At 40.7% G+C, this 26,047-nt stretch carries 22 protein-coding genes; 8 read left to right on the top strand and 14 right to left on the bottom strand.

The window, feature by feature from the left end:
- The first annotated feature begins 12 nt into the window (after nt 1-12).
- Nucleotides 13-837 carry an alpha/beta hydrolase gene (locus tag RMX69_RS01190; protein ID WP_322636213.1) on the top strand — a complete coding sequence of 275 codons (825 nt, stop codon included), beginning with the start codon at nt 13-15 and terminating at the stop codon, nt 835-837.
- A gap of 954 nt (nt 838-1,791) precedes the next feature.
- Here the strand turns inward: RMX69_RS01190 and RMX69_RS01185 are convergent.
- From RMX69_RS01185 to RMX69_RS01165, 5 genes are all read right to left on the bottom strand, one after another.
- Nucleotides 1,792-2,790, bottom strand: coding sequence for a hypothetical protein (locus RMX69_RS01185; protein WP_289799773.1), 999 nt, complete (start codon nt 2,788-2,790; stop codon nt 1,792-1,794).
- 382 nt (nt 2,791-3,172) lie between these two features.
- Nucleotides 3,173-3,967, bottom strand: a complete 795-nt coding sequence (locus tag RMX69_RS01180) for a hypothetical protein (protein WP_322636212.1) — start codon at nt 3,965-3,967, stop codon at nt 3,173-3,175.
- Nucleotides 3,968-4,023: 56 nt separating this feature from the next.
- Nucleotides 4,024-4,182 carry a hypothetical protein gene (locus RMX69_RS01175; protein WP_289799775.1) on the bottom strand — a complete coding sequence of 53 codons (159 nt, stop codon included), beginning with the start codon at nt 4,180-4,182 and terminating at the stop codon, nt 4,024-4,026.
- A 519-nt stretch (nt 4,183-4,701) separates the two neighbouring features.
- The gene (locus tag RMX69_RS01170) at nt 4,702-5,100 is read right to left on the bottom strand and encodes a TIGR02588 family protein (RefSeq protein ID WP_322636210.1); all 399 of its coding nucleotides are present in this window, start codon (nt 5,098-5,100) and stop codon (nt 4,702-4,704) included.
- The gene (locus RMX69_RS01165) at nt 5,097-5,984 is read right to left on the bottom strand and encodes a TIGR02587 family membrane protein (RefSeq protein WP_289799777.1); all 888 of its coding nucleotides are present in this window, start codon (nt 5,982-5,984) and stop codon (nt 5,097-5,099) included. The genes RMX69_RS01170 and RMX69_RS01165 overlap by 4 nt, the downstream gene beginning before the upstream one ends.
- Before the next feature lie 321 nt (nt 5,985-6,305).
- On the opposite strand from RMX69_RS01165, the gene RMX69_RS01160 reads away from it, so the two are divergent.
- On the top strand, nt 6,306-6,488 hold the full coding sequence (locus tag RMX69_RS01160; RefSeq protein WP_322636208.1) for a CsbD family protein: 183 nt from the start codon (nt 6,306-6,308) through the stop codon (nt 6,486-6,488).
- 256 nt (nt 6,489-6,744) lie between these two features.
- Complete coding sequence (locus tag RMX69_RS01155; protein ID WP_289799778.1) at nt 6,745-7,296, top strand: Uma2 family endonuclease; 552 nt, start codon at nt 6,745-6,747, stop codon at nt 7,294-7,296.
- 320 nt (nt 7,297-7,616) lie between these two features.
- Here the strand turns inward: RMX69_RS01155 and mutL are convergent, their stop codons facing one another.
- A complete protein-coding gene (gene mutL, locus RMX69_RS01150) occupies nt 7,617-9,335 on the bottom strand; it encodes a DNA mismatch repair endonuclease MutL (protein WP_322636207.1) in 1,719 nt (572 codons plus the stop codon).
- Nucleotides 9,336-9,589: 254 nt separating this feature from the next.
- Nucleotides 9,590-10,639, bottom strand: a complete 1,050-nt coding sequence (locus RMX69_RS01145) for an adenosine deaminase (protein WP_289799780.1) — start codon at nt 10,637-10,639, stop codon at nt 9,590-9,592.
- A 387-nt stretch (nt 10,640-11,026) separates the two neighbouring features.
- Here RMX69_RS01145 and RMX69_RS01140 point away from each other — a divergent pair, with 387 nt between their 5' ends.
- Nucleotides 11,027-11,236, top strand: coding sequence for a hypothetical protein (locus RMX69_RS01140; RefSeq protein WP_094352741.1), 210 nt, complete (start codon nt 11,027-11,029; stop codon nt 11,234-11,236).
- A gap of 322 nt (nt 11,237-11,558) precedes the next feature.
- Here RMX69_RS01140 and RMX69_RS01135 read toward each other — a convergent pair whose 3' ends face one another.
- Nucleotides 11,559-11,870, bottom strand: coding sequence for a threonine dehydratase (locus RMX69_RS01135; RefSeq protein WP_322636205.1), 312 nt, complete (start codon nt 11,868-11,870; stop codon nt 11,559-11,561).
- Nucleotides 11,871-11,976: 106 nt separating this feature from the next.
- Nucleotides 11,977-12,855 carry a phosphodiester glycosidase family protein gene (locus RMX69_RS01130; protein WP_322636204.1) on the bottom strand — a complete coding sequence of 293 codons (879 nt, stop codon included), beginning with the start codon at nt 12,853-12,855 and terminating at the stop codon, nt 11,977-11,979.
- A 651-nt stretch (nt 12,856-13,506) separates the two neighbouring features.
- Here RMX69_RS01130 and RMX69_RS01125 point away from each other — a divergent pair.
- The 3 genes from RMX69_RS01125 (at nt 13,507) to RMX69_RS01115 (ending at nt 18,964) form a co-directional block, all read left to right on the top strand.
- Entirely contained in the window at nt 13,507-14,670 is a 1,164-nt protein-coding gene (locus RMX69_RS01125; RefSeq protein WP_322636203.1) for a sigma-70 family RNA polymerase sigma factor, read from the top strand.
- Between the two features lie 25 nt (nt 14,671-14,695).
- Entirely contained in the window at nt 14,696-15,901 is a 1,206-nt protein-coding gene (locus RMX69_RS01120; RefSeq protein WP_322636202.1) for a DUF1822 family protein, read from the top strand.
- A 657-nt stretch (nt 15,902-16,558) separates the two neighbouring features.
- The gene (locus tag RMX69_RS01115; RefSeq protein ID WP_322636201.1) at nt 16,559-18,964 is read left to right on the top strand and encodes a CHASE2 domain-containing protein; all 2,406 of its coding nucleotides are present in this window, start codon (nt 16,559-16,561) and stop codon (nt 18,962-18,964) included.
- Between the two features lie 14 nt (nt 18,965-18,978).
- Here RMX69_RS01115 and RMX69_RS01110 read toward each other — a convergent pair whose 3' ends face one another.
- From RMX69_RS01110 to RMX69_RS01090, 5 genes are all read right to left on the bottom strand, one after another.
- Entirely contained in the window at nt 18,979-20,481 is a 1,503-nt protein-coding gene (locus RMX69_RS01110) for an HlyD family secretion protein (RefSeq protein ID WP_322636200.1), read from the bottom strand.
- 38 nt (nt 20,482-20,519) lie between these two features.
- Entirely contained in the window at nt 20,520-22,712 is a 2,193-nt protein-coding gene (locus RMX69_RS01105) for a peptidase domain-containing ABC transporter (protein WP_322636199.1), read from the bottom strand.
- Nucleotides 22,713-23,340: 628 nt separating this feature from the next.
- A complete protein-coding gene (locus RMX69_RS01100) occupies nt 23,341-23,685 on the bottom strand; it encodes a beta/gamma crystallin-related protein (protein ID WP_289799790.1) in 345 nt (114 codons plus the stop codon).
- Nucleotides 23,686-23,807: 122 nt separating this feature from the next.
- Complete coding sequence (locus RMX69_RS01095) at nt 23,808-23,981, bottom strand: hypothetical protein (protein ID WP_289799791.1); 174 nt, start codon at nt 23,979-23,981, stop codon at nt 23,808-23,810.
- Between the two features lie 344 nt (nt 23,982-24,325).
- Entirely contained in the window at nt 24,326-24,673 is a 348-nt protein-coding gene (locus tag RMX69_RS01090) for a beta/gamma crystallin-related protein (protein ID WP_289799792.1), read from the bottom strand.
- A gap of 406 nt (nt 24,674-25,079) precedes the next feature.
- Between RMX69_RS01090 and RMX69_RS01085 the strand changes: the two genes are divergently transcribed.
- Nucleotides 25,080-26,047: filamentous hemagglutinin N-terminal domain-containing protein (locus RMX69_RS01085; RefSeq protein WP_322636198.1), on the top strand; the 968-nt coding region annotated here is incomplete at its 3' end.

The raw sequence follows: 26,047 nt of genomic DNA, 5'->3' as shown, positions 1-26,047 counted from the left end.
AGAGAAAAATACATGAACGCGATCGCAGTGAAAGACGGCATAGAGATTTACTACAAGGATTGGGGCAGCGGTCAGCCCATAGTTTTCTCGCATGGTTGGCCTCTATCGGCCGATGACTGGGACACCCAAATGATGTTCTTCTTAAATCACGGCTATCGCGTCATCGCCCATGACCGACGAGGGCATGGACGCTCGACCCAAGGCGGCGACGGGCACGATATGGATCATTACGCCGATGACCTCGCTGCCCTTACCGCGCATCTCGACTTAAAGAACGCCATCCATGTTGGACACTCGACTGGCGGCGGTGAGGTGACACGCTACATTGCGCGCCACGGCGAAAGCCGCGTCGCGAAGGCCGTTCTCATTAGCGCCGTGCCACCACTGATGGTGAAGACCCCAGCAAATCCCGGCGGTTTACCTAAAGAGGTATTTGACGACTTTCAGGCGCAGGTTGCCACCAATCGGGCGCAATTTTATTGGGATGTGCCGAGCGGGCCCTTTTACGGTTACAACCGACCGGGTGCGAAAGCGTCGCAAGGCGTGATTGAGAATTGGTGGCGTCAGGGCATGATGGGCGGTAGCAAGGCGCAGTATGATGGCATCGTGGCTTTCTCTCAGACCGACTTTACCGAGGATCTTAAGAAGTTCTCTGTGCCGACTTTGGTAATGCACGGCGATGATGACCAGATAGTTCCCTATGCCGACTCCGCCCCACTGAGCGCTAAGTTGGTCAAGGGCGCGGTATTGAAAACCTACAAAGGTTTCCCGCACGGTATGCCGACGACAAATGCAGACCAGATCAATGCCGATCTCCTCGAATTCATTCAGTCGTAGTGGGGTGGGCGTCTCGCCACTGGTGTCAACTTAAGCCAAAAATAGCGTACTGATTGGGTGTTGTTCACCCGCCAGTTCACCCGCCAGCCAGGATTGTAAATCCCTGACTAATTGCTCAAGTCTACTGAAGTAGACTGAAAATTTTTGAGCTATTTAGTCCTCTTCAGAGGACTTTAGCTATGAGACAGGGATTTACAATCCCTGGCGGACGTGCGGTGTCAAGTTAAGCTCAAACTTCCTATGTCAATAAGCATTTAGGCTTAAAAATTCGGTTTGAAAGGGACAAAAAACGAACTTTTTCAGGGACTATTATAGGACTTACGCACTGTACAAAAAGACTATCATGTGTATGAACGAAAATGCGTTGTTTCAGGCTATTGGCTACTAGCTTCAGATCAAAGCGCGATCGCTGGCTAATGGTGAAAAATCAAACTTGAATGGCTGAAAAGCTATATCCATATTTAATTGCTTCTGTCAATGCGTAAGTCCTATATTAATGCTTTGTTTATTAGCCAATACGGTTCAGTTAAGGCTAAAACTCTTTATCAAAGTCAATTTTTTTAACGAACCGCAGAGGCACAGAGGGAACAGAGAGAGGAAAACAATGCTTAACTGAACCGTATTGGTTTATTAGCATCACTCCCACCTTGCGTATAAAAGTCAAAAAAAAGTTCACCTTTATACTTCGTTCCTCACAAAACCTATCGTTGACAAATGGGTTTTAACCTTAACTTGACACCTATGACAAGATGTCCACCCCACAAGATTGGATAATTTATTTGTTGGAAGTCCCTAACCAGGCGATGTAGCGAACCGCGCCCTGCTGCGATGCGTAGCTTTGGTATAGTATGGAATGGCACTAAGAAAAGCCCAAAGACTTATTGTATTTCTCGTTCCCAGCCTCCAGGCTAGGAACGAGTTCCGAGAGGCTCTGCCTCTTGTCAAGAAATGACATTATGTCTTGACAGGTAAATGAGAAATTGTCCATAAGATGAGTAGGAAGATTAAGTAAATTGCACCAACTAATCCAAACTCAATCAGAGGAATATAGGTTACTTCGTAAATTCTGCCCAAGCCGCGTTCAGTCAGTCCATAAACGGCCATTACACTCACTAAAAAGGCTCCGTAAATAGTACGTTTAGTCCAGATACCCACAGGTAAACCGTGAAGCTGAGTAAGAACAAGAATACCAAGAAAACCAAAGAGAAATGTGGGCCACTTGCTTTGTCCTAGTATTAATGACACAATTACACTATGTAAAAGCACCGAAGCCTCCAAAGTAAATGTCCACCAACGGTTTACATGGGTGCGGTTAAAAATCAAGGAAGATTGGAGCAGAAGCAAGAACATATAGAGAAAACCAATTAAGTGCCCTAAAGTCGCTTCCATTGGGTGATACCAGAAGGTGTAGATAGCGGCAAAGGAGAAAAAATAGCCGTGGTACAGCTTGATAATTTGCAAAAACTGTTGATGAAATGGCACAGAATTGCCAAAAAATAAACCGCGTCGAGGTGTTTCTAAAATCAGTACGAAGACTAGTAAGAGTACAACTGCACCTTGAGAAGCCCAAATTGAAGTATCTTGAGCTAGAGCATCGTACCAGATATATGTTTGCAGAAAGTGTAAAGCAATGAATGCACCATTAATGGCAAGCATGAGGTAATTTATCGGGTGCAACGCTGATTTGTATTTCAACTGCGATGCCTGCGGCGGGCGTAGCCATCGCTGCGCCCACAAGATACACGCCCAGATGCTAAACTGATGCCCAAGGTACATACCCCAAGCCGTTGCTCGACTCCAAAAGGTTGGTTGGGGAAGCTTCCAGTAGTACCAGTTTAATCCTTGGTCAGGAAGTTTGATGATGTTTGCAGGAATGCTCCCACCGAGCCAAATTGCGTAGGTGAGAAGGATGCTTACAAAGATGCCTAAAAATAATACTCGGCGACCTGTCATAATCGTTCGTAATTCGTAATTCTTAATTCGTAATTCTTAAATTAAGACCTAGATTTTTAGGCTGCACGTTCTGTTTTTGGCTTGTAATCAGTACAAACAAAATCTTTGAATTTCAGTGTGGTTGAGCAAAATAGCATGGAACAAACCCATGATAAAAATCAAGCCGATAATACTACTAATTAAAGCAACTATAATTTCGTGCTTCCGTATGGCTTTTTGTATCTTAGCGTCTATGATGTTTTCTAATTCTTTGTATAACATTGACTTAAATTTGGTTAAAGACAAGAATTATCTGGAACTTACGTTACGTACTTACATAAGTTTGAGTATGTCCGAAATCTCTAACTTATTAAATGAAAGCTATTTCGATGCTGTGGGAGTATCAAGTATGTTTACGTCGTTTCAAAACAGTACTTGAAACTCCAAAAGCTAATATCGCTAAGGTATAAGTTGGTTCGGGAGTTGCAAGAATGCTTACCTGATTAATAGCCAAGCCGTATTCTGGAGCAGAACTGCTAAAAACAAGTCGTGAGATGTTTGGAGTGTCACTACGAATCCCCAAAAATACTGCCGAATTATCTAATGCTAAGGACGAAAGATTTGGAATGGAGAAAGTACCCAATAGGTTATTGGCGTTATCAAAAGCGGCGATCGAATTTTCAATTTTCAATTTACTAGTGTCTACAGCTATCTGAGTTCCAGCGCCAAAAACCGGCTGGGCAAAACTAATCGAAAAAGGCTCGCCGTTCCCTTTAGTTCCAGGATCGGAAGTACCAGGAGGAAGAGGGATAAAACCTGTTGGGTCTATACCTCCGAAGAGAATAAAATCACCTAGAGCGAAGTTACTCCGAATGCCAGGTGGAGGTAAAGTTTGAAAAACAAATGGTGGAGTAATTTGAGGCTTATTAGTTGGAGTTATATTTATATCTAAGCCTAAACCACGTTGTGATGTTGCTGAAAAAGAGTTAGGTAAAAAAGCAGAAAAATCAGGGGCAGAGGGATTAAAGACTTTACCTAAACTTTCCCAATTAACTTGATCGTTGCCTCCTAAACCAGCGCGGTCAGTTACTAAAAATGTAGCGGCTTTAACTGGTAATGAGAGAACTGTTATTATGACTGCGATCGCTGAAAAATATTTTACAGATAACTTAAATAATTGATTGAGCGTAACTCCCACAAGGTTTTCTCCTTAATTTTTTAAGATAATATCATCAAAATGCAACAATGCTTTATTTAAAGCGAGAGAGTTGAAGCAACTGCTGCGATCGCGCCGACTGCACTTAAATGTTTCATTACCGCCATTATCAGCCTGTCTTCTCCACGATCAATTAGGTTATTCAAGACTGGCGGAGATATTGTTATTGTCTCCACAAACACAAATCCGGTCGTCATTACTAGTACCCAGCAATAAATTATTGTTAGGTGTCCCAACAATAAATGGATGTAAAATATTTCTTGATAGTTTTATATGTCAAATGTAATTAATATTTGTAATACTGATATAGTACAAATATTAAAACTATAAATCTTTGATGAAATCTACCTCAAAACAGTTAATCCCATTTTATATCTCTGGTGAAATAAAAATGCGATTATTTATTTTTTTAAATTATTTAATTTCTTGAAGGTTATCAAAATGCGGGCGCTATCGTGTTGAAAATATGGGCAAGCAATAAAATATAGGACTTATACAGCAGATTTCAACGTCTCTAGGAACGCGAACAGTATGTCGGAGACAGAGGCTACGTCAACGTCAGGTAAAGAAATATCTCACCCACGCGATCGCACGCACCCAAACTCAACTCTTAGCGCTCCCACTCTGAAAGCAAGTGTGGTGAGGGTTGAGTTCGGGTATACTTCCAACAAATAGATTATGCAATATTGTGGGGTATTTTTTTATTTGTCAGTCTCCTATGGCAATTTATAGCTACCAACACGTAGATTTAACTGACCTTGGCGCGGGTTATGGCTGAATATAAATGCGCCTTCTTCGCTTTCCCCACTAGATAAAAAGTCAATCTGTTGCTCTCCTGTTTCTGTAACTTTGCCGTTAATCATTAACTCAGCCATAATCTGAACTGACTCAGCTGTATCTCCTCCACTATTCATAACTTCAAAAGGAACATAAAACTGACCATTAATTTCTCGAATTGTTTGTTTTTTAGTGACAGAAAGGATGGGAGGTTGATTTTTTTCGTTCAGCCAAGTGTAGCCTACTAGACTCACAATGATTGCTAGGATGAGTGAGGCGATGCTGAATGTTATCCACTCAGCTATTGAGCGCTTTGGTTCTTGTTCTGTTTCAGTCATATTGCTAACCTTCCGGCTGCACCACCAATAGTTGCAGGTAAACCCAGTATCAATGTGTGATCTAACCACATTGTCCAGGGGTCGCTAAAAGTTAATTTTTGAAAGAACCACAGCATAAAAGCGCCTGCTAGCAATGATACTAAGTAGGACATAATGGTTTCGCTCGATGGTCGTTGAAAAATTCCCTTTTGCTCTTTACGTTTTTGCTGGTTAGAAAAACCTGCCTGAAATACAATGCCATAAGAAATCAGCAAAGATGCGGCGATCATTGCCAACTCCCAAGGTGGAGAGGTTGCGGCTGCAAGCATCGGAATTTCATCTGTGGGAGCGATGTTAAATGCAATTATGGTTGCACCAATCAGGGTTCCACCCACATCAGTAAAGGTGGCGTGTAACTCATCACCTTTGTTCTTGGTTGTGCTATTTTCCCGATCGCTTGCTTGTCCTTTTCCATTACTGTTTTCAGTATCTCCCAACAACTGATTTGCTAATGCTACACCAAGAGCAAAGGGCACACTTTCAAAGATGATTTTACCTAAAGATTCTTTTAGGGAGGTTTCTGGTGTCAATTCTCGTAATAGTAACAGCACAAAGGTAGAACAAGCTATGCCAATCGCGATCGCTTCGACAGTATCCATTGCGGCTTGATGAGAGAGCCAGCTATATCTGCGTTTGCGAAAGCCTTCTATCTGATTGAGCAAGTAAACCACAATAAACATTAATGCGATCGCCGTCATGATAAATTGTGCTTTTGCCAGCGATCCAATCCACCAAACCTCCATTGTATACAGCAAGGGTATGCCAAATAAAAAACCTCCGCAAGCACCCCGAATGATGTCATTAATCTCACTCCTCCATACATTCTTTTGACGTTTTGTTGGCACTCCTTTACCTTCCTTTTGTTGAAAATTTGCTTTGACTTATACTAATTTTCTATGAAGGTGCATATAGCAGCCCTCAATTCTTCGTGAAAAGTTAGATCCCCGGCTTTTCAGATCCCCGACTTCTTTAAGAAATCGGGGATCTGGACACCGCAAATTTATAATATTTTCAGATTTTTGAAGGAGGGTGTTCTGTCGCACCCCGTATCTATCTTAAGATACATAATCTAAAAAAATCTTCTCTCCGTTGATGGAAGTCACAAATAATACACTCTTGTTAGTTTATGTAATAGGTCAATTAACTACAAGCTGGAAATAAAAACCATGAGTGCCGAAAAAAGAGTAGAAGCTATTGCAAAAAATATTGAAGGGAAAGTTCAAGAGGTTGTGAGTGAAATAACCGGTAATCCACAAGATAAAGCTGAAGGACAAGCGAAGCAAGCTGAAGCCCAAGTTGCTCACACTGTAGAAAACATTAAAGACGAACTTAAGAAAGCTTTAGATTAATTTACGTTTTTGGACTGAAAATAAAAATACTAGATTAGCGATGATTCGTTAATCATAGTTAAACATTAATTACTCCACTTACTTTGAGAAAGTGGAGTTTTTGTATTGTTAGTGTAATATTTTAAAGAGTAAATTACTAAAAAATTGGTTTTAGATTGGAAGTCTTGGCTACACGGGTACATACGCGCTAGCGGCTTCCTTTAAAATACGTTTAAGATGGAAAAATATCAATAATCATTGGGAGGAATCAATCGTCATGACTGTTATTGTTGCTAAGTGGACGATTGACGAATATCACCGCATGATTGATGCTGGCATTTTGAGCGATCGCAAAGTAGAACTACTTAAGGGAGAAATTGTCGAAATGTCGCCGGAAGGGGAACCCCATGCTTATTGTAGTCATGAATCGGCAGAGTATCTAGCGGATTTGTTAGGTAAACGTGCTGCAATCCGACAAGCCAAGCCTATCACCTTACCCAACGACTCGGAACCAGAACCAGATATTGCCATTGTCCAGCGTTTAGGACGCGAGTATCGAGAGCATCATCCCTACCCAGAGAATATTTTCTGGTTGATTGAATATGCTAACTCCAGTTTAGAAAAAGATTTAGAGAGAAAAAGTAAAATCTATGGAGAAGCAGGTATTTTAGAGTATTGGGTTGTCAATCTCAGAAAGCTTCATTTAGTAGTGTTTCGAGAAATCTTAGATGGAGAGTATGCGACAAAATTGACATTAACTGCGGGAACAATTCAACCTCTGGCATTTCCAGATATTTCTGTTGCGGTGGAACGGATTATTAATAGTTAAGGTAATTACAATTCTGACCTCTCTCCAAACCTCTCAAAATCTTCCTTAAAAAGGAGGATTTAGGAGGATCTATTTTGTACACAGATGTGTGTAGACCGTAGCTTATAAAGGGAAGTGGACTATAGCAATCTTAAATCATTTGTGAAAAGTTATACCAGTTTAAAAAAAGAATGCGACAAATAGACCATTTGTAGAGACGCGATTCATCGCGTCTTCACCCAAGGATGTGTTGCAATCATTAATTGAATTGGTATTAGATCCCCGACTTCTTTAAGAAGTCGGGGATCTTGACGCTGAGAGTATTTGACTGAGTTATTGCATCAAATTCCATGACTTTTACCAATTACCCAATTACGCCGGAAAAATCGGGCTAATGCTGATTCTTCTAAAGATAGATAAATTGGTCGTCCGTGGGGACAGGTGCGGGGGTTGCGAGTGCGTTGCCAATTATCTAAAAGTGTCTGCATTTCTTGTTGATTCATCGGTGTACCGTTACGAATGGCACTACGACAGGCGACAGCAACTTGGGCTGTTTGTAAATCGCCTCCCCAACTAAGCTCTAAAATTGCTTCTGCACAGTCGTCTCGTTGCTGCAAAGGTGCGGGAATATTACGGACTGCCCAAAGTTGTTCGCCAAAGGGTTCTATTTCTAAACCGATGCGTTGCAATTGCAATACTTGCGCTGGTGATAATTGATAAAGAATTATTGGCGGTTCGACGGGGACAAGTTGCCAATCATCACACAATTGCTCATATAAAACTCGCTCATGGGCAATGTGCTGTTCTACTAACCACATCCCACCTGAATGTTCCGCCACAATATAAGTGTTGCTAACTTGAGCGACAGCTTTTAAAGAGTTAGGAGTTGAGAGTGAGGAGTTAGGAGTTTTGTGATTTTCGTTGGGATTTTGAGGATTAAAATTGTAACCACCTTTGGCTTCTGCGGCTTTGAGTAATTTACTAACTCGTGTTGTGTGAACAGCTTCTTTAAGATTGTTAGAAGATATGCTGAGCGCTTGGTTAATTGCTTGGGTAATTTGCTCTTGCCAATAAATGATTTCGTTGAGGTAAATTTCTGTTTTTGCTGGATTGCGATTCCAGTTAATTTGATTGGGGGAAATGGCAAGATGTAAGAAACAAATTGGATAGCGATCGCGTGGTAATGTTCTGTGAAATGCTGATAATATCGTTTGCTCTAATTCCGGCGTCTTCACCATCCTGCCGTTAATGGCTACACGTACCCAATCTGGACGATGACGATGAGTGCGATCGGGTAATCCTACCACTAAATTGAGTGCTGAGTTGGGAGAGACGCGATTCATCGCGTCTGTACAAGAGTTGGGAGGGTTGGGTATTTCGAGTTTCACTTCTTGCAAGTCACCTTGTCGCACTTGCGGTAAAATCTGCGGTAGTAGTTGTCCAGTTGTGGCGGCGGGAGAGATGGTGAACCATTGACGATCATTTTGCCAAATCTGCCAGGTAACGCGGGGATGACAAAGGGCAATTTGGTGAATTGTAGCTTGCACAGCTTTCATTTGCTGTGCTGTTGTGGGTAATCCCTGACGACGAGATGAGCAATTACCGAAAAGATGAGAAACTGTAACTACTGTACCAGGTGCGATCGCAGTTGCTTCAACTTGTACAACTTTCCCACCATTGCCATAAATTATCCGCCATCCTAAATTTCCCCCTAGAGGACGACTCAAAATTTCTAAATCTGCCAGAGTCGTTAAACTGTGCAACGCCTCACCACGAAACCCTAAACTGTTAATTTTCCACAAATCGGCACTAGAGCGAATTTTACTAGTGCTGTGGGCTGTAGCTGCTTGTTGCAAATCATCTAGATTCATTCCACAACCATTATCTGCTACACGAATTCGCCATTGCTGCGGCCACAGAGAAACCACAATTCGCGTTGCACCTGCGTCTAGGGAATTTTCTACCAATTCCCGCACCACAGAGGCTAAAGAGTCAATTACCTCTCCAGCTGTAATGAGATATACAACTTCTGTTGGTAGAGCTTGAATAGTAGATGCCATAAATTATAGTTTATAGCTTCTGGGGGCACGCTATATACGACTTATAGCAAGAATCCTGTCTCTGCAAAAAAAGAACCACAAATAAACACCGATAAATTATCTGTGTGCATCTGTGGTTTAATTTCTAAAACATTAATTATTGCAAGATATCTATTATGCATTACAACTTTTTCTATCGCATCAGAAAAAATTAGTAATTGCAACATTAATTAACATTAAATCACCTGACTTTATGAATATCTTTAGGCGATTTGTTAATTAGTATCTCTCAGTGACAAAATTTTAGCTGGTTCAGGTTTAAGCAAACCATTCAACAGCGATGCAGGAGGTTGACTGTAAGGCCAAGCAAAAGCATGACGGAAAGCTGCATCTTGACAAGCTTGTAGTTGTTCAAAACTAATGATGTTGTAAGTCAAGAGATTCTCATACTCAAACGGTAGACGCACATTGTGCAATCCAGCATTGTCAGTACAGATAGCGATATCAACCCCAGCATCAAGACAACGGTCAAAAACTAATTTGAGTTGACGTATGTCCTGCAAAGTTCCAGTTTTTAGGTAAGTTGTCGGGCAAACCTCTAAACATTGCCCGCGTCTAGCCACATCATTAAGTAGCTCTGGATATAGTAGGGGAATTTGAATGCCGTGACCAATCCGCATTAGATATGGTAGCAGTTCTGGGTAACAACCAGCGGTGGTTTCATATAGATGTCCCGTGGTGTTAACGCCCTGCGATCGCGCATAATCATATAAGCTAATCCATTCTTCTAAGCGATCGGCGTAATAACTATCACCTCCTGCTACATCTACTGCACAGACATACTGCTTATTTTGCGCCGCCAAATCAACAATCGCCTTGTTCACCTCATAAGGTAGGCGTGTGTGCATACAGAGAATTTGGCTAGTAACAATCGGATATTCTGGCTGATGGCTGGCAAGCCCTACTACTCGCACAATTTCTGCCATCTTGTCAATTCTTTCCGATTGACTCAGATGTTCAGGTGTCCGCAAATAAGGAGTGTAACGCAGTTCCAGATAAGCCAAATTTTCAAATATGTAAGCACCACGCACCAAGCGATAAATAAAGTAAGGCAAAGTCTCCACAGTTTGCACGCTTTCTACCAAGGTGTGTAATTCTAGATACTCATCTAGGGTGTTACGTGGGCGGGTATAAAAATCTTCAAAATCTGAATAGTCAGCAAAGCGGGAAATTAACTCCGAAGAATGCCGCTCGAAATATCGCCATAAAACTCGTGGTACGACCGAGCCGCCTAGATGTCTATGTAATTCAGCGTATAAAGCCATAGTGGTATTTTTAGGTAAAAATTTCAATGATTGTAACAAAAACATCGAAAGAAAAATCTGTCCTCAAAAAAATTTAGCTCCAACTTCTTAGGAGTAGAGGTTTCCCTACATCTGAATTTCAACAAATACTCCGACCGATAAACGGCGCGAACGATTTGGTGGCTTGGAATTAGATATGGTTGAGAGCAACAGTTCAATTTCTGCCTCCTACCTCCTGCACTAGGATTTGCAGTATGAATCAACTTGACATTACCAAGATTAAATTGATAGCATTGATACCCTTAATTTTTGTGCTATACTAAAATAACATTGCTATTGTTAAACGAGTGAGATATAGCAATATATTTTTCCTTTAACAAAGCAAACTCCTGGCAAGGTTGGTATTAATTGAAAATTCAAGCGTTGGAAGTCAAGGCTGGCGATCGGATTATTGCTTACTGCAACAATAAAATGCAAACCTGCAAGGTAAAACGCATTTTAGATCCAGGTCAAGCTAATATCACACTATCAGTATTCACCTCTGAGAATTATCGAGGTTGCTCAGTTTCATCTATAGTTCGCTTCCAAAGCAACGCCTTAGTTGATTTGGTAAGTTAAAAACTAAGTAAATATTCAAGCTCAAAAATATTTCTAGCTATTGTCCAGCCTCAAACTGGACAAAATTTTTGTGAAAGGTGCGATGTCTACGCACATACAAATCTGTTAATTATGGCTGGATGATTTTCGCAACCTTACACTACCTAGTGGCTTATCCTATTAAATATAATGAGTTTCTAGTAAGCACTTCAGTGCTTAAAAATCCAGGACTAAAGTCCTTACTACAAACTTATTCACCCTTCATAAATAATAGAACAGACCACTAGTATAGGGAACAGTAATTGATAAAATTCTGAGATAAAAATCTAATTTATGGCTTTTTTCATTTCTTTTTCACATCACGAGCCATGTTGAGGTAGTAGTCGTCAAGTTTGGCATTAGAACGACGGCGGTTAGTGGCAGGAATTTTAGCAATGTTATCCTGATTTGTTTCAATTGGCTGTTTAGCTGAAGCTTGTTTTACGTCTTGCGCCCGATCGGATTCCAAGAAATAACCAGACTGAGAAAATCCGAAAAGCTTGCCAAAAAAACCAAATAAATTTCCGAAAAAATTAGAAATGCTTTGGAATAAAACACCAAACAAGCCTTCAAGACGAAGGAACAAGTTCCGAATAATTTGGGTTAGACGAAGCATAACAGCACCTTTAATGATTGCCTATTATTATTGTGACTCAATTCAGATTCGGGAATTGAGTATATGGCAAAAATCTACCACTAGGTAGGTATAATTCCTACAGCCCCTACTTTTCCTGAACCAGCAAAACTGACTTCACAGGACGCTTGATAGAATTTCCCTCCAAATCAACCTTCCCGTAAAAGGTTTTCCCCTTGTAATAAAGCGAAGACGAACTTCCCCCATCCAGATTCATCGCTTGACTGGCACCAAGAGTTTTCATCAAATCAGCTAATGCTGGCAAAGAGATTCCAGAGTTCGCCGAAGCCGAGGGTTTTTGAGCCACCATAACTAAAATAACGCTGCCATCACGGGTGATACCTACAGCAGTTCTGGCATTGGGTTGGTTGCTGCCAAGTGCATCTCGTTTATTGGCATTATCTACAAAACCCTCTTTTTCTAAGGTGAGTTCTGGTAATAGGCGTGGGCCAGCACCTATAGCATCAGCTAACTGACAACCTGCTGGTGGTGACTGACTGTGTAGGGCAATGGAATAGCGGCTAGTTTGCCCGCATAAGTAGCGACGGAATTCTGTGCGATTGAATATTTGACCCAAATAAGATTTTAAGTTGGGATTGTTCACCAGGCGATCGTTTTCCTTGGGATCGGCTATCAACTTTCCTTGTCGGACAACAAAAGATGTAGTTTTTTGGTTGGCTGGGTCAAAAAAGCCTGCATTCAAAATAGCCACGGCTTGATGCTTTTGGGCAAATTCCTCTACAGTGGCTACCTTTTGTGATATTGCAGGAGTCACCAAAAATTTGCTATTAGCTGGAATCAGCACGATGTGAGCGATGCTTTGGGGCAAAGTGCGATCGAAGTAGCGGATAGTTTTTGGTGGTGAAGCCGCAATAGTGGGTATCGAAGGTGTTGAAAAACGCAAATTAAACCACAACACCATTGCCAAACTAATTAATATCAAAGCCAGTAGTTTGATTTTTCTCACTTTTAAACTCACTTGCAGTTAGCTCAAAAAATTGATTTAGTCGATTTAATTAAAATACTTTAAGCTGAAAAATAAGCAATTAACTTTAATTATTCCCGGTTCGCCCATTTTTTAGGGATTTAGGAAAAGTAGATAGTCAAAAGTATACCGAAGGGCATATTCCCAAAAAGACTCAATTAGGTATATGTTCGCAATTATGGCTACTGAACCCATAATTACAAACGAAGGAGTCAATGATATACCTATACTTCTAACTCAAATAGAGCGTATGGGCGTACAATCGCTAATCGATAAACACTTTTCGACACACGGAAATTGGCAAGATAATTTTCAAAAAGTTAAGAGACAATATCTTGCTAGACCTTCTCAACTAGTGTTTACTCGATTTATGCCGCATTTATGCAACGCTTAAAATCGCTTTTTACGCCAATTTAACTTTAAAATAACTAAATTATCTAGATTCAACAGAATATGAGTAGAGTTATCTTTAAAAAACATCAAGGAATAAAATATGTGCGCTATTGAATTGCAAATTAGCAAACCAGTATCTTGCAATTGTCTACAGATATCTCTGCGGCTTGGATAGTTGCTTAAGTTCGGATAAATTGAAATTTTTAACTGCTTATGCGCCCTCGTCAAAAAACTATCGAGATGTTCTCAACCTTCGTTGAGTTGGAAGGAGACAGATTCAGCAAATGGTTGATTGATATCAAACTGCATCGAAATATTCAAAATTGTTTGGAGTCTTCACCATTCGTCCCTAACTCAGAAAATTTTTGGGCGTTATATTGGCACAAGTGCTGGCGAGAGGAATCTAATAGCCTTGCTAGAATGCATTTATCTGCTTATTTACAGGAACCAAATTATTGGGCTGCGAAAAAAACAATTGCCAAATTTACAAATAGTCAACATAGCCTAGCAGATTATTTTCAAATGGCGAATGCTGAAATTGAAACAATTCTCAAAAATTTTAATCTAGAAAAATGCTCTAGCTTAAAAGCCTATGCTACTATGGCAGTTCCCAGTCGGCTAAAAGATATTTTACGCCAACGCAAAGAAGCTGATATTTGCACAAATTGGGCATTGTTACGCAAAGTCAGCAAAAAGCAGTTATTAGAAGCTCTTGCTCAAGCTGGATTATCACCGATTCTAATTGCCCAATATCGATTAGCCTGGACTTGTTTCAAAGAACTGTATGTTCAAAACCAACCAGGTGGCACAAAGTCTCTACCAGAACCAGAACCTCAACTTTGGGAAGCTATTGTCAGCCTCTACAACCACGAACGCCAAAATCAGTTAACTCAACCTACTCCAGAATCCACGAGAGAGAAAATTGAACAGTGGCTAACCCAGGCAGCTATCTACGTGCGTGGTTATCTGTATCCACCTGTTAGTTCTTTAAATTTAGCAATATTAGAAGATGACTCCACAACAACTTTTGATTTGCCAGATTCATCCTCTGACTCATTAATTGCTCAGATGATAGCCCAAGAAGATGCCCAAAATCAACAAAATCAACAATCTCAGATTGGAGATGTTTTGTTAAAAAAATTACAAACACTTGAGGTAAAAACTCAGGAAATACTTAAACTTTACTACCAACAGGGGTTAACTCAGCCACAGATTGTAGAACACCTACAAATTAGTCAGCCTACTGTTTCTCGCCGACTGCTCAAAGCTAGAGAATCAATGCTGAAAGCATTGATCCAATGGAGTCAAGATACGCTTAATATTTCTGTGACTTCCAACCTAGTTAATGATATGAGTACCGCTTTGGAAGAATGGTTGAAAGTTAAGTATGGGGAATCTCGCTGAGATTATGAAGGATGAGGTAGTAAAAATGACTTCCGCTTTTACAGAACCGCAGGAACTATTGTTAAAAATATCACCATCATTACAGACAAGTTCTTGGCAAGAAAGCCAAATGTACGCCACACCTAGCAGTCGTTGGCGTGCTTACATGAATCAAATTTGCCTTCATGGGTTTTTAAATTGGGTAAAAGCTGAATATGTTCCAGAAGCAAGTATCTGGCACAGTTCCCCTGGTATTCCTGCTTTTTGGGAATTTGTCAATGGCACAGCAATTTTGTTAAACCAAAAGCGAGTTGTTTTAATTCCTAGCGAAGCAATTGATGATAGCGAGTTAGAAGTTCCTCAAGAATGGGTAGACATTCCCAGTTGGGCAGCAGACTATTATTTAGCAGTGCAAGTCACACCAGATGGCGAGTGGGTAAGAATTTGGGGCTACATAACCCATCAAAAACTTAAATCACTAGCAGACTATGACCAAGTAGATAGGACTTATTGTATAGATGCACAGCACTTAATTAAAGACCTTAATGCTTTTTGGATAACCTACCAATTTTGTGGAACAGAGGAGATGAAAGGTGCGATCGCTCCACTACCAGAATTATCGAATGTTCAAGCAGAAAATCTTGTTCAACGATTAGGTAATTCCTCTGTAACATTTCCGAGACTTGCAGTGCCATTTACAACCTGGGGAGTGCTACTAGAAAATGAGCAGTGGCGGCAGCGTTTGTACCAAGAAAGGCTGCGATATCTACAACAGCCTGCACCTACACAATTTTCACAAGTACAAGTGAATCTCAGTCGTTGGCTGGAGGAGATTTACGATGCTTCTTGGCAAGCTATAGAAACTTTTTTTGAGCCAAACTCCAGTAGCCTAGCTTTTAATTTCCGTACTTCTTCCGGGTTAAATACTGCCGCTATCAAACGCGCCAAGTTGATTGACTTGGGAATAGAAATAGAGGCTCAAAAAGTTATTTTATTAATTGCCTTAATACCAGAAGCTAACCAACAAGTTAGGATTCGCGTGCAGCTACATCCAGCTTGTAATCAACCTTACCTACCTAATACGATCAAGCTAGGTTTACTTTCAGATCGAGGGGAAATACTTCAACAAGTACAAGCAAGAGTTCAAGATATTTATGTTCAGTTGAAACTCTTTGATGGGGAAGTGGGAGAATGTTTCAGCATCCAGATCGATCTGAATAATTCTCAAATAACAGAAAATTTCATAATTTAGTTATTAGGAGGCAGCAGTGTCAATAAGAGCAAATATTATCAATAAATAGTTAAATAATCGCATTAAGCGTAGCTTTTTGACTTAATACTAAGTTTCGATTCTTAGAGGATGTCTGAAAACTTTTTGGTGTTGTATTCGAGACTTGTAGATCCCCCTAAATCCCCCTTAAAAAGGGGGACTTTGATTCCAGTTCCCCCCCTTTTTAAGGGGGGCTAGGGGGGATCAAGCGAAATATTGAATACTTCTCAGACATCCTCTTACTGCTCTATACCCAGATGAGAAAGAAGCGATGCCTACGGCGGTAAACTACGCACTATTTTTTTTACTCGTTTTCAGCCTAGCCTCTGGCTAGAAATGCTACTCTTGGCGGCTCTGCCGCGAGTTCGGGAGGCGGAGCCTCAATGAGGGGCATTCCCAGTCGGAGACTGGGAACGAGGTAATCTGCTAAAAGCTTTTTCTAGACTGGCTTTAACCTTAAATTTACAACTCTTTTGCGGTGGCTTGTAAACGTTGTTTTTCCTCGAAAGTCATAGGTTTAGCCCAAATTTGTCTTGTGTAGCCCATATACTACACTTTCCTTTGGAATTTTTGCATAAGTAGAATGCTCCCTCTTGATTAGTCATTAGTTAATCACGAATGGCAAAGTCCACTTAACTTATGAGTAAGCTAGTTGTCTTCAGCTTCTTGGGAGGAGATTTAAATCAAGGATTTCCTGTTGTCACGGCTCAACTTTGGTGTCATAACCAATTTGTACCTGTGAAATTAACAGGGAGTCTACCACCAGCACCAGAACTAAGCGAACTCTACCGCAGATGGCAGTTACTTTACGCAGCAGTTCATCAACGCCTGGGTAGCCATCAACGGATAAAAGTACATTCACAAGATATAACCAATATTTCTATCAATGACTTCGATGAAGTGTGTCAACAGCTACAAGTGAATATTAATACTTGGTTGAGATTTGAGTCATTTCAGAATATTGAAGGCAAGTTGCGAACTCTACTCAGTCGTCATGATGAAATTAGAGTAATTATTGAAACAAATATAGTTCTACTGCATCGTTTGCCTTGGCATCTGTGGCATTTTTTTGAAGATTACCCGAAAGCGGAATTAGCTTTGAGCAATCATGAGTATGAATCTCCTCAGCTATTACAAAAATCTCCTACAGGTAAAGTCAAAATTTTAGCAATTCTAGGCAATAGGGTTGGTATTGATATTGAGAAAGATGCCTCTTTATTACAAGGTTTGACAGATGCCCAAACCACCTTTCTTATACAACCAACACGGCAAATACTTGACAAGTATTTATGGAATCAGGATTGGGATATTCTATTTTTTGCCGGACATAGCAATAGTCTCGCTGACGGAGAAATTGGGGAAATTTGCATCAATCAAACAGAAATTTTAACAATTTTGCAGTTAAGAAATGGACTTAAGGCAGCAATTAGACGCGGTTTGAAACTGGCAATTTTCAATTCTTGTGACGGCATTGGTTTAGGAAGAAACTTAGCTGATTTAAACATTCCCCAAATGATTGTAATGCGGGAAGGAGTGCCAGATTTAATAGCACAGGAATTTTTAAAAAACTTTCTTACCGCCTTTGCGGATAGCAAACCATTTTACTTAGCTGTGCGAGAAGCGCGAGAAAGACTTCAAGGATTGGAAAATGAATTTCCTTGTGCCAGTTGGTTGCCAGTTATCTGTCAAAATCCCACAACTGTTCCTATTACGTGGCAAGAACTGCATGGTAATTGTGGTAATACTAAATTTGTGGGTAAAGTTTCAACAAAAGGTAAAATTGCGACACCAAAACTCAAACTTTGGACTGTACTACTTAGTACTTTGATTGTGGCTATTTCAACATTAGGTTTGAGATACTTGGGAATCTTTGAGAAAATCGAACTGCAAAGTTTCGATCAAATGCTACGGTTGCGACCCAAGGAAGACCCAGATTCAAGGTTGATAATTGTAGAAATTACTGAAAAAGATATTCAATCACGACAAGAGACTACCAAAGGACTGAAATCTATTTCGGATAGGACGTTGGCTCAATTGCTTAATAAATTACAAAAGTATCAACCGCGAGTTGTTGGACTGGATATTTATAGAGACTTCGCTGACCCCCAAAATAAATCAAATCTAATACAACTTCCGACTGAACTTAATAAAGATAATGTTGTTGTTGTCTGCAAAAGCCGCGATAGTAAATATGACCCCCAAGGTGTTAAACCTCCGAAAGATGTACCTGTAGGGCGTCAGGGTTTTACTGATGCAATTAAAGACCCAGATGGTATCGTCCGTCGGCAAATTTTGATGATGGCACAAGAGCCTTCTTCGACTTGTACAACGCCTTATTCGCTCTCGTTGCAACTAGTTGCTCGTTACTTATCTTACGAAAATATTCAACCTAAATTTAATCAAGATTATGTACAGTTTGGCTCTAAAGTATTTAAACGCTTAAAACCTAGTCGCAGTGGTGGCTATCAACAACGAGTTGATTTAGGTGGTAATCAAATACTTGTCAATTATCGTAATACAGATTATCAGAGAGTTTCTCTTAATGATGTACTAAGTGATAAATTTGATCGTAAATCTCTGAAAGATAAGCTAGTTCTCATTGGAGTGACAGCTAATACAGTCAGCGATACTTGGTCAACTCCCTACAGTACTGCACAGCAAGATTACCAAGAAATATCAGGGATATTTATACAAGCACAAATGGTTAGTCAAGTTTTGAGTGCAGTTTTAGACCAACGCCCAATTCTTTGGGTTTTGCCTTACTGGGGCGATATTCTCTGGATATGCGGTTGGTCTATAGTTGGGAACCTGATTATTTGGCGGATGCGATCGCTCTCACATCAGAGATGCGCTATCTTTGTAACAGTTGTCATATTATATGGAGTTTGTGCGATCGCTCTTTTAAAACAAGGGCTATGGTTGCCATTTATTCCTTCTGCCTTTGCCCTGGTTTTAAGCGGTGTTTTAGTTATATTTATTCAAAATCGCCGAGAATTTTCCACTACTCCACAATCATTAGATAACAGTGGCGAAGAGGTCAATTAAAACGTTTGTCAACGTCATAAATCCGTGATTAACCTCGCCTTGCGAAGCACAAATTGCAGTACAGTTTCTTCACGGGTAATAATATCAACTCTGCCATCCATACCCAATTGAATTTGACATTTTTTTGTATTGCGACCTAAAGCAAGTTTCTCTGGTTCAATTGTGACTTCGTAAAAAGCACCTACAGCAGTTGCTTTTGGGATAGAGTTTGTATCAGCATCAGCATCGTTTTTTTGCGAACTAACAGCATCCGGGGAAATCGCTTTTACTTGGCCATTGAGAGTACCGTAATCAGGATAAGCACAAGCTGTGACTCGCATTTGCACCTTTTGACCGATTTTTATCTTACCTTTTTCTTGAGAACCAACAGCGGCTTTGATAACTAAAGGTGCATGACTGGGAACAATTTGCACAACTTCCTCCCCAGCCCGGAGAGTTTGACCGGGGTTTCTCAAATTTAGCTTGGAAATAATCCCGTCTGCTGTAGCGGTAATAGTAGTTTGCTTCAGGTCAATTTCAACTTGCTTAAATTCGCTAGTATCGCGCTCTAATTGTTTTTCAGTTTCAATTTTCTGCTTAAGAAGCACTTGAAGTTCTCTTTCTAAGGATGCTTTATTCACTTCCCCAGAGGCTTTTTCTTCAGCAATGCGTTCAGTCGCCATTGCTACCTCTGCATTGCTGGGATTGAGAGCTGCTTGAGCGCGATCGCGTTTAGCAATAGCCCCATTCACAGCTTGTTTTAGCCGTTCATTTGTTTTTTCTTGGGCTTTATAAGTTGCTTTTTGCGCCTGTACAGCTTGTTGTTGCTGTTTGACAGCCAACTGTACTTCTTCAAGTTGATCGCGCGATAATGCCCCTTGTTTAGCGGCGCTGTCATATCGGTTCTGCTTTGATGTCGCTGCTCCTAAAGCCGCCTCAGTCGCGTGGAGATTAGCTAGTGCTGATTGTAACTGTGCTTCCCCTGCATATAATTCTTCTTGAGCCATTTTGACATTGGCTGATGCTTCTTGAAGTTCAGTGATACTAGTAATTTTTTTGTCTTGATGAGCGCGATCGCGTCCCTGCAATTCTGCTTTAGCAGAGGCGATATTCCGATTAGTGCGATCGCTTTCGGCTCGAATTTGACTATTTATTGCATTTATTTGCGGAACAGTTTGAATTAGTTGTAACCTAGCTTGTTGAATATTGGTTTGCAACTGGTTTTTTTTAGTTTGCAGTCGAGAATCATCAATAGTGGCAATTTTATCTCCTTTTTGCAGCGTTTGATTTTCTTTGACGTAAATCTGCATTACCTGTCCTTCTGTCGCCGCCTGTACAATTGGCAATTCACCCGCAGGACGAATAACCGCTTGCCCTTTGACCGTAACTTTATATTTAACCACCGCAGCCACAGGGACAGCTAACGCCAAGGCAAACACGATAAATAGTCCGCCAAATGTAGTCCAACGACTAATTGGTGGGAGAAACTCGTTGTCTTGAACTAAGGGTAAAAAATTTGTTTGAGGGTTAATAATCATAAGTGCTGAGTAGATATAAAATACCCAAGAACCATTAACTAATTCCGAATAACTAAAGAAGATTTAAACCCATTATTAGAAGGACAAATCTCATCAATAAAGCTTAAATGCTCTCCAGGGATATGACGTAATTCTTCTGGAGTTCCTTGAGTTTTTATATGTCCATTTTCAAGCAAAACAATCCAATTAGCCCGTTTGATCACTTGAGGGCGGTGGCTAATCATAATTGTAGTTTTACCTTGACGGTGAGCAAGTAATCTATCCAAAACCTGAGTTTCACTTACTGGGTCAAGAGCGCCTGTAGATTCATCTAAAATTAATATAGGTGGGTCAGTCACAATTGCTCTAGCTATAGCTAATCTCTGCCTTTGTCCACCAGAAAGATTTGCACCAAATTCGCCTAAAACAGTTTGATATTTATCGGGTAATTTACTAATAAATTCATCTGCACCAGCAATTTGACAAGCTTTGACTATCTGCTCAAAATTAATATTGGGATAACTGAAGTGAAAATTTTCCACAATCGAACGACTCCAAAAATGAGGTTCTTGGGGAACTAATACTACTTGCTGTCGCAAACATTCTAAAGATAAGTCTTGCTGGTTATATAAACCATAACGAATATTACCAGATTGGACTTGATATAAACCAGTAATTAATTTGCCAAGGGAACTTTTACCACAGCCCGATTGACCGATTAAGGCTATTACTTTACCACCAGGGATAGTTAAAGAAAAATTTTCTAACAGGTCAGTTCTACCAGCATGATGAAAGTTAACTTGAGAACAAATAATATCTGCGTTCCCAGGAATTTCTGCCCAAGGTTTTTTAAAGTCATTTTCATCTTCTGGGGTAGAATCTATCACTTCTGTCAAGCGTTGAACGACAATTTGAGCAGTGATAAATTGATCGATTAGCCCGACTACTGATGATAAAAACCCAAGAAAGCTGCCACTCATACCACTGTACGCCAGCAGTTGACCGATGGATAATGTCTGATTAATCACCAAGCTAGAACCGAACCAGAGTATGCCAATACTCGTCAATTTGGAAAGAATACTCGTGACTGTGCTGCTGTAAAGCCCCAACTTCATCGTAGTCCAGCCTAAGTTTGCAATGCGACCAAAATTTGTCTGATACTCTTGCCAAGCTTGCGGAGTCGCTTGGGTGGTTTTGAGGACTTGAACACCGCGAAAAGTTTCGACTAAGAAGCCTTGATTTTCCGTACCTTTAACGATGAGGCTGCGGGTTTTTTGGCGCAAGGCGGGAAGAAAAAGCAGGTTGACTCCTGTGACAATAATAAAGGCGGCGACGGAAGCTAGAGTAAGTTCCCAACTATAGAAAAGCATGAAACCCAAGGATACCAGAGCCACAAAAAATTGACTGGGTAAACCAAGGACAATTTGAGAAACGAGATTATTGATGGTATGAACATCTGCAATCCGGCTAACGACTTCTCCACTGCGACGTGCTTCAAAATATGATAGGGGTAAGCGCAACAGTTTTCGCCCGTATTCTAGAATTAGCCCGTATTGCAACCGTTGACCAAAATGACCAATCAGGTGAGATTGTACCAAACCAATGGCATTTTGAATTAGGTTCATGGCAATGACGCCAATTGCCACCGTTGTCAGCAGTTGGGTATCTCCCCGCACTAGCACGTCATCGGTGAGGAGTTGCATCATTAAAGGGGAAGCCAGGGACAACAGCCCGATCGCAAAGTTAATAGCGATCGCCTGAATCAGAAGGTTACGATAGGGTAATATCCGGGCAATGAAGCGCCCAAAACCGCCAATTTGATCTTCTGATTGCTGATAGAAGCGGCTGTCATCTGGCATTAGCAGCAGCATCACACCATCACTCCAACCCGCCATTAACTCTTTTAAGCTGAGATAACGGATACCAAATGCTGGGTCAGAGATAATACATTTTTTCCCTTTTAGCCCGTAAAAGACCACCCAGTGGTAGCCTTTCCAGTGAATGATCGCGGGTAAGGGAACTTCATTTAATTTCTCTATTAGTTGTGCGGTGGCTTGGACTTGACGAGCATGGAATCCCAGAGTTTCTGCTCCCCGTCTCAAACCTAGCAAGGTGGTTCCCCGCGAACCTGTGCCTACTGCTTCTCGCACCCGGTTGAGGGCAAAGGTACGTCCGTAATATTTGGCAACTGTCGCAAGGCTTGCAGCACCGCAATCTTCTTCATTGTGTTGCAGTACGCTGTGGTATTTCATAATTAAGGACTTATTGTATTTTAAAAATAGATAAAGTCGAGCTTAGAAGATACTTGAAAATGTTTAGGGATTTCCAAGAAATAAATTATTCAATTTTGTGGGGTGGGCAACATGAGCGCCCCTGATCCCGCATTTCTCACAAGCTCAAGGCGTTTGATGGAGCAGAGGAGAAGTAATGAGTAATGAGTAATGAGTAATGAGTAATGAGTAAAAACTTCTGACTTATTACTTCTTACTCATTACTTTTCCCCGGCACTTGCGTAGGCTTTAAGAGGTGTGGTGAGAAATCCGGGCTAATCATGGGCTATCGTGTCGCCCACCCCACAAGAAATAGTTGGATATTTTTTTATTTGGAAGTCCCTTACCAGTTATTGCTTGAGCTTCAACCCGCAACGCAAAATTTGAAAGGCGAGACCGCCTGTTATCCTTCTTCTAAGAAATAGAAATGTTTCTTAGAAGAAAGATAAAGTAGGCGCGAGGCAGTCCTCGCCTCTATAGTTTGGAAAAAGAAATGTAGCTCAGTTATAGCCAGGGCTTGAGCATTTTTTCCTAATCCCTAATCCCCAAAACTTAGGTATAAGTACGCCAGGTATCCCTATGCCTAAGAAAAGTTACAGAAAATCTAATTCTACGTTAAACGGTAGAAAGATGAGATTGTGTCGTTACCAACATCAAGGTATCCAGTATAAGGATATGCTCCAACGCCGAGAGTAATTCTCGTGCCCTGGAAGTCTGCATCTGTATAGAATGCCCAAGTTCCTTGGTTAATAATAATTGAGGATGTTTGGTCATTACTCGTGTCACCTATATAAGAGTAGCTACTATCTGTAAAGAAGATTGGCTGCTGAAAGTTGGCATCTTGGTAAAGTTCTAATGCATAACCACCCTGAATGGTAGCAGCCTTTTCACCGCTGAGTTCTTGAAAAAGTAGATCGTTGTTCATATCTACTCCGTGGTTGTTGATGTTAGACATTGTTTCTCTCCTGAATTTAAAATTGTGTTTCAACTGAAGGGAATTGCTTGTTTTCTCCCTTCTGATTCTTAATTGGTAGCAGTGAGTTGATTTTATTCACTTGATTTAGCAGTGCCAATTTGCTATGCATCCGTAGTGTTTGACAACGTGGCAATACTTGCAGCACCACAGTCTTCTTGACTGTGTTGCAGTACGCTGTAGTCTTTAATAGTTAAATTACTGAAGTTTTTGATGCCTTTGAAGCAATATAGACGATTAAGTAATATAAAGTTCGGATGATGGGTGCAAAAACTCATACTCCACTTGCGGCATCTCTGTTGCAAGTTAGAGAGGGGATAAGGGAAGTTTTAACAGAGGTCTGAGATAGTAAAATGCCTCAGAAATGGATGACTAGTGGTTCATCGCATTAATTTTGCGGGGCTGCTAGATCCCCGACTTCTTCAAGAAGTCGGGGATCTGAACACCACTAACCTCTTAAAACTTTTGCGATAGACCACTAGTCTGAGGCTATTTTACTATCTAACCAAACTTCCTAGAACGGATGCAAAAAAGTCAAATCTATATGCGTCTGAGAGAACTAATCCAGTCGTTTGGAATACTATAATTAGCAACAAACGAGTATTGTCCTGCTCCCAAAGTTTTATACGGATCTGACTGACGAAAAGACATCGTTTGTGTTTGGTGCGAATGACGCGTATTCACCTGGGTCTAATGTCAAAACCCTACCAGAATAGTTGGCATCTGTCCAAAACTCCCATCGGCCGGAGTAGACTTTAACTGACGATATTTTATCGTTCCAAAAATCACCGACGTAAGACAAATCAGTAGTAACGAGACCTGAGGTAGTTTTTCCAAAGTTTACATCTTCAAAAAATTCTATTGCTGCTCCACCCTGAATAGCAGCACCCTGCTCAGATGTCATATCTTGAAAAAGTGGACTAAGTTCAATGTTGTTCATACCTGCTCCGTAGTTGTTGATGTTAGACATTGTTTTTCTCCTGAGTTTCAAATTGTGTTTGAACTGAGGGTTAAGCTCGTTTGCCTTTCCTCTGATTCTTAATTGGTAGCAGTGAGATGATTCTATTCACTGTTGGTTGAAAATCAGGCGTTTTTGGCTTTACCTTCTAATTTTTAATTGGTAGCAGTGACATGATTTTATTCACTTGATTCAGTAATGCCAATTTGGTAATATCCTCTCTTAGAGGGTGTTTATAAATAAAAAATAAAGAGCACCGCATTCATTTCCCAGGACACGTATTTTAAAAGAGACAGTCGTCGTATTTGAATCGGATGCCATGAGTCGAAAACCTTCTCTTATGCATAACTTGATTGTCCAGACACCTATATTCAATTAAGGCTTCCAAGCTAAATTTCCTTTTCTATAGGAGAGTGCAATGTCTTTTAGAGCTATGCGTTTGGACTGGTTACAAGGTATAGAAATTGCCATTGTTGGTGCGATCGCTTTTTATGCAAATATCTCAGTTGCCCAAATCATCCCAGATGTTACTCTGCCAAATAATTCCAATATCACATTCGAGGGCAACACTAGAGTCATTGAGGGTGGAACCCAAGCAGGAAGTAATCTATTCCACAGCTTTAAAGATTTTTCTGTTCCAACTGGCTCTACAGCATTTTTTAACAACGCCGCAGGTATTCAAAACATTATTAGCCGAGTCACAGGAAGTTCTATCTCTAATATTGATGGTTTAATCCGAGCCAACGGCATAGCTAACCTGTTCCTAATTAATCCCAATGGTATTATCTTTGGTGAGAATGCTCGGTTAAATATTAGTGGTTCCTTTTTTGTCACATCTGCCAATAGTATGAAATTTGCTGATGGATTTGAATTTAGTGCCAAAAATCCTCAGTCTGCACCCTTATTAACTATTAGCGTGCCTGTTGGTTTGCAATTTGAGGCGAATTCTAGTTTAATTCAAGTACAGGGTAATGGTCAGGGAAAAAGAGATGTTGATTCTCCCATCATTGATACACAAGATGCGTTGCGGGTGCAACCTGATAAAACTTTAGCGTTAGTCGGTGGAGATATTAGTTTAACAGGGGCAACGCTGAAAACTGCTGGCGGACGGATAGAATTAGGCAGTGTCGCAGGAAATGGTTTAGTTAGTCTCACGGCTACTAATAAAGGTTTTGCCTTGGGTTATGATGGTGTGCAAAATTTTGGGAATATTCAATTATCCCAACAGGCAACCGCCGATGCTAGTGGAGAAGGTTCTGGTGATATTAATATCGAAACTGGCAGATTGTCAGTGAGTGGGGATAGTGGGCTTTATGCTACAACTAGCGGGGAAGGTAGTGCAGGTAGTATTAAGATTAATGCCTCCAATGCTGTGAGCTTCGATGG

The organism is Nostoc sp. EspVER01 (genome assembly GCF_034530635.1).
Lineage (GTDB): Bacteria > Cyanobacteriota > Cyanobacteriia > Cyanobacteriales > Nostocaceae > Nostoc.
Note: the sequence above shows the minus strand (reverse complement) of the source record. Positions and strands in the feature narration are given on the sequence as shown.